The organism is Myxococcus sp. AB025B, from assembly GCF_006518215.1.
In the GTDB taxonomy this organism is placed as follows: Bacteria; Myxococcota; Myxococcia; order Myxococcales; family Myxococcaceae; genus Myxococcus; species Myxococcus fulvus.
On the sequence record NZ_SRLW01000035.1, the window covers coordinates 40,648 to 47,052 of the forward strand.

Sequence of the window (6,405 nt, forward strand, 5' to 3'; positions counted from 1 at the left end):
CGGACCCACCGGGTATGGGGGAGCGGACGGCCGGCTGTCCGGTCGCCCTGCTGGGAGTCGTGCTGGATCATGAGCCTGTTGCCGGAGAGCGCCAGCTTCGAGGAGCTGGTGCAGGACTACTTCCTCGCGGTGCGTGGCGCGGGCCTCATGTTGTCGGCGTTGGACACGGAGCTGCTCACGGCGTGGGCCCGGGAGGGCGTGCCCTTCGAGGTGGTGGCGCGAGGCATCTCCCGCTCCGCGGAGAAGGCCCTGTGGGATGCGCGTCCGGGTGAGCCGGTGCTGCGCAACCTGCGCGCGTGCCGGCGGCAGGTGGACGCGGAGATCAAGAAGTACCGCGCGCTGGCGGCGGGCGCGGGCGTGGCGGCGGAGCCGGAGGCCCCCTCGCGACGTCGCAAGGCGCTGTCGTGGGAAGAGACCCGACACGCCCGGCTGGTGGACGCGCTCGAGGACCTGGCGGGGCGGGACTCCACGCTGGCGCCCCGGGTGGCGTGGCTGCGTGGGACGGTGCTGGCCCGCGTTCCAGAGGAGCCCTCGGCGCTGGATGCCCAGGAGTCCTTGAGCTTCCTGGTGCTCCTGCGCGCCCTGCCCTTCTCTCAACGACACCAGGTGTGGCGCGACGCGCTTTCGGTGGGTAGCGAACAACAGGTGATGTCCGTGCGCGCGCGGAAGCTGTCGCGGCGCTTTCGCCTGGTGGCGGCGGTGCGGCGACGACTGGGCGTGAAGGAAGTGTGAGAAGCGGCCCGACACTGCTCATGCGTTCAGTTCACGAGGGAACGGGGAAGGGCTCTGCTATGGCGATGCGCGAGATGGGTGTGGGAGCGAAGGTGGGCGGCGACGGCTGCCGTGTGTGTTCCGGCCGGACGTACGTCATCGAACGGCAGGGAGACCAGGCCCAGGCGCGCGTGTGCGTGTGCTCGGAGAGCTGCTCCGTCTGCGAGGGACGTGGCCATGTGCTCGTGGAGCGCGAGGCCGTCTTCAGCCAGAAGGTGGGCCCCAAGCGCTACGAGGTGATGGAGCCGTGCACGTGCACGCGGCGGCGGCGGCGCGTGTCGCTCTACAACGAGGTGCGGCTGCCCGGCGTGGTGGCGCATGCGTCGTTCGACAACTACCGGGCCTTCAACGAGGCGCAGGACCGGGGCCGCGGCGTGGCGATGCACTTCGGCCACCAGTACGTGAAGGGCGCGACGTCCAAGGGCTTCATCCTGAGTGGCCCGGTGGGCACGGGGAAGACGCACCTGCTCGCGGCCACGCTCGGCCACCTGGTCATCGAGGTGGGCGTGCGGGCGCGGTACGTGGAGATCTCGCTGCTCTACGCCACCATCCGGCGCGGCTTCCAGGAGGGCAAGAGCGGCGGGGAGATCATCGGACCGCTGTCGGAGGTGGAGGTGCTGGCCATCGACGAGCTGGGCAAGGGGCGCGGCAGTCCCTTCGAGATGGAGACGCTCGATGAGCTCATCGCCCGCCGCTACAACGCGGGGCGCACCACGCTGTTCGCGACGAACTACTCGCTGGAGCCGGAGAAGAAGCAGCGCACCCACGGGCCCACGGGCTACCGGACCACGGAGGACGCGAAGGCCGCGGTGAAGGACTACGAGCTGCTGCGCGAGCGCGTGGGCGAGCGCATCTACAGCCGCCTGTGCGAGATGTGCACCTTCGTGGAGCTGCCGAAGGACACGCCGGACCGTCGGCGCACGCGGCAGGAGATGGACTCGCTGCACAACCCGCCCGCGGGAATGCGCAGCGCGGGCCGCTGAGCGCTTCCGGGTCGGAGCCGGGTATTCCGGCTCACGACAGTGGACGTGCCCGCGGGTCCTTTGCGTCAATGCGCGGATGACCGACGCCATCCTCGTCCTCGTCACCGCGCCCTCCGCCGACAAGGCCGCCGAGCTGGCGCGAAGCCTCGTGGAGGAGCAGCTCGCCGCGTGCGGCAACATCCTCCCCGGGCTGCGCTCCATCTACCGCTGGGAGGGCAAGGTGCAGGACGACGCGGAGGCGCTCATCCTCTTCAAGACGCGCGCCTCCCTCTTCGACACCCTGCGCTCGCGCCTCGTCGAGCTGCACCCCTACGACGTGCCGGAGGTGCTGCGCCTCGACATCGCCGATGGCCATGCGCCCTACCTGGCCTGGATTCTCGACAGCACCCGCGCGCCGTCATGACGGGGCTGTCGTCGGCTCGGGCGTGACGGAGACACCGGCGTCCGCGGTGAAGACGAAGTGTCCGTCCTGGAAGTCGACGAGGATGCGCTGGCCCTCGCTCACCGAGCCTCGGAGCAGCATGCGGCTGAGCTCCGTCTCCAACTCGCGCTGGATGACGCGGCGAAGGGGCCTTGCCCCATAGCGAGACTCGAAGCCCCGCTCCGCCAGCGCGTCGCGCGCGGAGTCCGTCAGCTCCAGGCGCAGGTTCTGCCCGTGCAGCTTGCGGCGGGTGGCCTCCAGCATCGTGTCGACGATGCGCCTCAACTGCGCGGGGTTGAGCGGATGGAAGACGATGATGTCGTCGATGCGGTTGATGAACTCCGGACGGAAGTGGCCGCGCAGCGCGTTCATCACCGCCTCGCTGGCGCGCTCCCGGCCCGTCTTCTCCTCGTCCTCCGAGCGCTGGAAGCCCAGCGCCGCCCTCGCGGCCCCCATCGCCTTCGAGCCCAGGTTGGACGTCATGATGATGACCGCGTTCTTGAAGTCCACCGTGCGCCCGCGTGAGTCCGTGAGCCGGCCGTCATCCAGGATTTGCAACAGCAGGTTGAACACGTCCGGGTGGGCCTTCTCCACCTCGTCGAACAGCAGCACCGAGTAGGGCCTGCGCCGCACGGCCTCCGTCAACCGACCGGCCTCCTCGTAGCCCACGTAACCGGGCGGCGCGCCGATGAGACGGCTCACGGTGTGGCGCTCCTGGAACTCGGACATGTCCAGGCGGATCATCGCGGCCTCGTCGTTGAACAGGTAGTCGGCCAACGCGCGCGCCGTCTCCGTCTTCCCCACGCCCGTGGGCCCCAGGAACAGGAACGAGCCGATGGGCCGGTTCGGGTCCTTCAGCCCCGCGCGCGCACGGCGCACGGCTTCAGCGATGGCCCGGAGCGCGTCCTCCTGCCCCACCACGCGCTGCTTCAGCGCGTCTTCCATCTCCAGGAGTCGCTGGCTCTCCTCCTGCTGCAGCTTGCGCGCGGGGATGCCCGTCCACTCACTCACCACCGTGGCGATGTCCTCGGGCGTCACGGAGGGCTCAGTGACACCGCGTTTCAACTGCCACTGGGTCCGCAGCCCCTCCAGCTCGGTGCGCAGCGTCTCGATTTCGCCCTTGAGCCGGCTGGCCTCCTCATAGCGCTCCCCCGCCACCGCGGCGCTCTTGTCCTTCTCCTTCTGCTCCAGCATCGCCTCCACCTCGCCCAGGCGGTCCGGCGCGGTGCGCGCGCCCAGGCGCACCATGGCGGAGGCCTCGTCGAGCAGGTCGATGGCCTTGTCCGGCAGGAAGCGGTCATTGACATACTTGTCCGACAGCTCGACGGACGCCGTCAGCGACGTGTCGAGAATCTTCACCCGGTGGTGCGCCTCGTACGCGTCACGCAGCCCGCGCAGGATTTCGATGGCCTGCTCCGGCGTGGGCTCAGCCACCATGACCGGCTGGAAGCGCCGCTCCAGCGCGGCGTCCTTCTCGATGTTCTTGCGATACTCGTCCAGCGTCGTGGCGCCCAGGCACTGGAGCTCGCCCCGGGCCAGGGCCGGCTTGAGCAGGTTGGACGCATCCACCGCGCCCTCCGCGCCGCCCGCGCCCACCACCGCGTGCACCTCGTCGATGAAGAGGATGATCTGCCCCTTGAGGGCGCGAATCTCATCCATCAGTCCCTTGAAGCGCTCCTCGAACTCGCCCCTGAACTTCGTGCCGCCCAGCACGCTGCCCAGGTCCAGTGACAGCACGCGCTTGTCCTTGAGCACCTCCGGCACATCCCCCGAGATGATTCGCTGCGCGAGCCCCTCCGCGATGGCCGTCTTGCCCACGCCCGGCTCACCGATGAGCACCGGGTTGTTCTTCGTCTTGCGGCTCAAGATGCGGATGACGCGGCTGATCTCCTTCTCGCGCCCGATGACCGGGTCCAGCTCGCCGGCTCGCGCGAGCGCGGATACATCCCGGGTGAAGCGCGTGAGGTTCGGCGGCAGGCCTCCGCCGCCCTGACGGGCTGCGCCTCCGGGAGCGGGCGTGGCCGGGCCCCCTATCGAGGCCATCAGCCGCTTGCGCAGCTCGTTGACGTCGACGCCCGAGAGGAACTGCGCGGCGAAGCTCTCCGCCTCCATCAGTATGCCCAGCAAGAGATGCTCCGGGCCGATGAAGCTGTGCCCCATCTGCAGGGCCTGGAGCCTTGCAATCTGGAGCACGCGCTTGACGCCCGAGGACAGGGCGACGACGGCCGCCTTGCGAGGCTCGCGGCGCGGCATCACCGCGTCCAGTCGCGTCTCGAACTCGTCCACGGGCGCGCCCAGGTGCTTGAGCGCCTCGCGCAGCTCCGGCACCGAGTGCAACAACGACAACAGCAGGTGCTCGATGCGCATGCGCTCGTAGCCCGAGTCGAGCGTCATCCGCGCCGCGCGCTCCAGCACCTGCTGCGCCATCTCCGACAACTGCGTGAGCAGGTTCTCCCGGCTCCGCGGGCGCGGCCCCATCAACTGCTCGACGAGGCTCTCCAGGCTGCCGAAGCCATTCGCTCCGCTCAGCCCCACGCCCATCGCGCTCGCGCAGTGGTTGCAGAGCTGGAGGGTCGTCTCCTGTCCCTCCATCCGCTTCTTGAGCTGGACCGCGGCTGGGCGCGTTCCACAGTTCTGACACAGCATGGTCGACGACCTCCGCGCTCCACTCCCTCGGGCAAGCTAGGGACGGAGGCGCGCGCGGGGCTCGCCCATGAGCAGGCGTGCTGACGAGCCGCCCTCCAGCTCCTCGGAGGGTGGACACACATGAGCGCCCCACCTCATCCCCGGGGACATTGCCCCCGTGTGAGGCCGGCCGCACATCTTCCTTTCGGGTCGACCGCAAGGGAACATCGGACCGAGCGCCCGGAGAGCCATGTCGCGTCGCATGACCATCCAAGCCTGTCCCGTACGCCTCGCGCTCCTGGGCGCCACGGTGCTGTGTGCGTGTACTTCGGGACGGGTCACGACGCGGGACGAGGGCACCGAGCGCATCGCGGCCATCATCGGGACACCGGAGCGCGAGGAGCCCATCCCCGAGGGCATCGTCTTCGTGCTGGACACGACGCCGCTGCCCGAGGAGGACTCACTCGCCCTGGGCGACGCCCCCGAGCCGCCCCGTCTCCCGGAGCGGGTGGACCGTGGATGGCCCTGGGCGCCCTACTCCACCGGACCGCTGCTCGGCCTGTGCTCGCGGCCACCGCACGGGGCCATCCTCCCGGCCCCCGTGCCTCCGGCGTGTCTGCTGGCGCCAGGCTCCATCCGCTTCCACCTCACGCCGAGGCCCGGTGGCAGCATCCCGGGCCTGCTGCCCTGACCGGCGCCGTCAGGCCTGCGCAATCGACTTGGGCGGCAGCTTGAGCACCTGGCCCACCTTGATCTTGTCCGGGTCCTTGAGCTGGTCCTTGTTGGCCTCGAAAATCTTGGGGTACAGCTTCACGTCCCCGTAGATGTCCTTGGCCAGCTTCCCCAGCGTGTCGCCGGACTTCACGGTGTAGAGGCCGTACGGCTCCGCGTTCGTCACGGTGAGGTTGACCATGATCTCCTGCTGCCAGTTCGCGTGCTTCGCCTTGATCTGATCCCAGATGCGGTCGCGGTCCCACGCGTGGTCCACCGAGCCCTTGAGGATGAGCTTCCCGTTCTCCTCTCGGGACTCGACCTTCGCGCCAACCGTCTTCGCCACCTCGAGCACATCCTGATAGTCGTTCTGCAGGGCCATGGGCGCTCCTCCTGTCGGGTCCGGTCGCACGATGTCCACGCAGCGGCCAGCGTGCGAGGCGGCGCACTGTAGGCACGCCCGCCTCGACTCCTGTCTCGCCCTCCAGGCCCTCGTGTTCGCCGCGTAACGGACCCAGTCGCGAGTGACTGCCTCGTCGCTCTACGACGGGCCTTGCGAGCCATCGCCGCCCGTCAAGTGGACGAGCACGAGTGGCGTTCCATCGGCGCGGCGCTTCGTGGTACCGGAATGGACCGAGCCACGGCCCTCCTTCACCAGCGCTTCTCGCGCGGGAAGGAAGACAGGTCGCCTGCTTCACGAGGGAACGGTCGGCGCGGCGAGCCAGAATAGCGCTCGCCCTCCCGGACGTTCATTGGCTCGCTCACCCCCCAGAGGAGTCACCCCCCCATGTCCACGCTGCGCAGCCTGTGCCTCATCGGAGCTTTCTCCGTGGGAGGCCTCGCCTGTACCGGAAACACGGAGTCCACCTCCCCATCGGGCGCCATCCCCAACCC

6 protein-coding genes are annotated in these 6,405 nt (G+C 69.4%); 4 read left to right on the plus strand and 2 right to left on the minus strand.

The window, feature by feature from the left end:
• Window positions 1–69: 69 nt before the first annotated feature.
• From FL311_RS08320 to cutA, 3 genes are all read left to right on the plus strand, one after another.
• Window positions 70–732 carry a hypothetical protein gene (locus FL311_RS08320; RefSeq protein ID WP_141324400.1) on the plus strand — a complete coding sequence of 221 codons (663 nt, stop codon included), beginning with the start codon at window positions 70–72 and terminating at the stop codon, window positions 730–732.
• A gap of 59 nt (window positions 733–791) precedes the next feature.
• A complete protein-coding gene (locus tag FL311_RS08325; protein WP_141324401.1) occupies window positions 792–1,754 on the plus strand; it encodes an ATP-binding protein in 963 nt (320 codons plus the stop codon).
• Window positions 1,755–1,830: 76 nt separating this feature from the next.
• A complete protein-coding gene (cutA, locus tag FL311_RS08330; protein WP_141324402.1) occupies window positions 1,831–2,157 on the plus strand; it encodes a divalent-cation tolerance protein CutA in 327 nt (108 codons plus the stop codon).
• Here the strand turns inward: cutA and FL311_RS08335 are convergent.
• The gene (locus tag FL311_RS08335) at window positions 2,152–4,821 is read right to left on the minus strand and encodes an ATP-dependent Clp protease ATP-binding subunit (protein WP_141324403.1); all 2,670 of its coding nucleotides are present in this window, start codon (window positions 4,819–4,821) and stop codon (window positions 2,152–2,154) included. The genes cutA and FL311_RS08335 overlap by 6 nt on opposite strands.
• 229 nt (window positions 4,822–5,050) lie before the next feature.
• Here FL311_RS08335 and FL311_RS08340 point away from each other — a divergent pair, with 229 nt between their 5' ends.
• Window positions 5,051–5,491: a hypothetical protein gene (locus FL311_RS08340; RefSeq protein ID WP_141324404.1), complete on the plus strand. Its 441-nt coding sequence runs from the start codon at window positions 5,051–5,053 to the stop codon at window positions 5,489–5,491.
• A gap of 9 nt (window positions 5,492–5,500) precedes the next feature.
• Here the strand turns inward: FL311_RS08340 and FL311_RS08345 are convergent, their stop codons facing one another.
• On the minus strand, window positions 5,501–5,893 hold the full coding sequence (locus FL311_RS08345; protein ID WP_141324405.1) for a LysM peptidoglycan-binding domain-containing protein: 393 nt from the start codon (window positions 5,891–5,893) through the stop codon (window positions 5,501–5,503).
• Between the last annotated feature and the right edge of the window lie 512 nt (window positions 5,894–6,405).

What these genes read in the sequence shown, in the direction of transcription:
- FL311_RS08345 (WP_141324405.1), bottom strand. Translation starts at nt 5,893, where the DNA reads ATGGCCCTGCAGAACGACTATCAGGATGTGCTCGAGGTGGCGAAGACG.
- FL311_RS08325 (WP_141324401.1), top strand. Translation starts at nt 792, where the DNA reads ATGGCGATGCGCGAGATGGGTGTGGGAGCGAAGGTGGGCGGCGACGGC.
- FL311_RS08320 (WP_141324400.1), top strand. Translation starts at nt 70, where the DNA reads ATGAGCCTGTTGCCGGAGAGCGCCAGCTTCGAGGAGCTGGTGCAGGAC.
- FL311_RS08340 (WP_141324404.1), top strand. Translation starts at nt 5,051, where the DNA reads ATGTCGCGTCGCATGACCATCCAAGCCTGTCCCGTACGCCTCGCGCTC.
- FL311_RS08335 (WP_141324403.1), bottom strand. Translation starts at nt 4,821, where the DNA reads ATGCTGTGTCAGAACTGTGGAACGCGCCCAGCCGCGGTCCAGCTCAAG.
- cutA (WP_141324402.1), top strand. Translation starts at nt 1,831, where the DNA reads ATGACCGACGCCATCCTCGTCCTCGTCACCGCGCCCTCCGCCGACAAG.